General features: G+C 39.5%; 1 protein-coding gene and 1 pseudogene. Both read right to left on the bottom strand.

Annotated features, from left to right (window positions below):
- Positions 1-456, bottom strand: a pseudogene (locus tag K6C05_RS10300) (hypothetical protein); the annotation flags it as partial.
- 733 nt (positions 457-1,189) lie between these two features.
- Positions 1,190-2,137: autotransporter outer membrane beta-barrel domain-containing protein (locus K6C05_RS10295; RefSeq protein WP_296734423.1), on the bottom strand; the 948-nt coding region annotated here is incomplete at its 5' end.

Genomic DNA, 2,137 nt, shown 5'->3' with positions numbered 1-2,137 from the left:
GTCATTGGTAGAGAGATTAACTGTATTTCCAGTGACATTCCCATCCACAGAATATCCACCATATATACAATGATTTTCCGGATAAAGCCCTGCCAGATATCCGCCGGAAAAATTCACAGTGTTGTCACTGACATCTGCGCTACCATCAGAATAGGCACCGTATACCGCACCGTCAATATGGCCACCGGTAAAATCAAGCGTATATCCGGAAATCGGTTCGGTAGTGTCAACTGTAATACCTCCATTTCCATATATATTACTGTATACTGACGAACCATCAGTTACTGTTACAGTCTTATCATTCACCGTCACAGTTACCCCTGCATCAGCAAAAGGAAGAAATCCTGCAATAGAACTGAACAGGCCATATCCTCCCATCATGGCCAACGCAACCAATCCATTTTTGCGCATAGCATTGTCTTTCTTTCTTCTCAGCCGTGCCCTTTTGCTTCTCATTTTTAACCCTCCTTAGTTTAATTTGAGCTTCCCTGAATACATGCCGGATTATACAGCATAACATGTACTCAACAACTCATCTGCCTTGATTCTCCCGATAAACATCCACCAAATAAAACCATTCATAATCATATCCCGTTTGTATAATTTAATCGAAAGAGTGAACTGAAAAAATAAATTGATTTCTCTTTGCATGGAAAATAGTCCCATATTTTTCAAAAATCAATCACTCTCATATTCAATTCCATAAAATACCGAATACATTTCTGTAAAAATCTCCCTACTTATATTCATGCGTATAATTCAGTAAATCTTCCCTTCGTCCCTTATATAATGGGTTATATTCAAAAATTATAATTTTATGTTTAATAAAACTAATATCCTATGTAATATAGTATTTGTCTTTATTAAATCATATAATATACACTATGTAAATATGTTATTTGTTTATTGGGACTATAGTCTTATAAGGCTATACGATTGGATAATTATCTGGTGGGGGAACCCCCAGAAATTAATAAGCTAAAAATTATTACCCCTAAAATATATCTTTTTAATATGAAATGCAATAGCAAAACAAAAAGTGATGAAAAAAACGAAAAAGTGGTCGTTGATAAAAGATTTATGTATTTTTTCATAAAATAAACCGGAAAAAACTTGCCTTTGCACAACGAGACTAGTTTTTTCCGGTAATTTTAAAAGACAAAACCATCATCCATACATAAAACTCTGCTTAGAATTCCCAGTTCATAGTCACAGTACCACCTATACCTTGCTTATGGCCGACCCAACCATTCATTTTAACCCCAACAGTCATTGCCTTACTGGTCTTCCCTTTCCAGCCCAGCTCCAGCATGCCACTGCCGCCTCTTGGATTTGGACTTGGAGCAGATTCCCCCTGATAGGTAGCAGTAGCCTTGCCACCAAATTCATATTCGTAGGCCAAACCGGCATATACAATGCTTTGGTCATTTATCTTATAGTTATATCGGCCTCCAAGCCTCAAACGAAGAGAATTGACACTGCCAAACTGATAATGCTCTCCGGTGGAAAGCTTTGCCCCTGTGCCCTCCTGATAGGTATAAAATGCCTTGCCATAAATATCCATGGTTCCCTTAGGGCTGACAGCAAATTTTCTGCCACCAGCCAGATGCAGGGCATAATAATTATTATCCGAATCATAGCTGGTAGAAGTATCGTTAATAATCCCACGGAAATCAGTAGAAATCCTGCCTCCACGCAAGCTTCCACCATAATACGCACCATCATAGTCCTCTTTTTCAACGAATATGCCTAGCCCACCAAAATTGGCATTTCCCCAACCGGATGTACCATTATCCAGATGTGCACTGTAATTGCCCCGGCCATATTCTGCAAAGGCCCCGAAGGTAAGCAGTCCATCTGCCTTTTTCAGGGTGCGTGCTGCCCCTACAATAGCACCGGTGCTGCGGGTATCCACATAGGAACCGCTTTTTGTTCTGAGGTCAGCCCCACCTACTGCGGCAATAATCTCAAAATCTGATTTTACAAGATTTTTTTCCACTTCATCCAATAACCCAAGATTGGAATTTATCATTGAAGTAGTTGCCACCCGAGGCTCTACAAGTATCTTGGTATCATCATCCAGCTTTTTGCTCTTGATGGCAGCTACCAGGTCATTATTTCTGGTAAATATATCCAG

Origin of the sequence: Anaerovibrio sp., from assembly GCF_024697385.1 — a bacterium.
Lineage (GTDB): Bacteria > Bacillota > Negativicutes > Selenomonadales > Selenomonadaceae > Anaerovibrio.
This window is presented reverse-complemented; position numbering and strand designations above follow the sequence as displayed.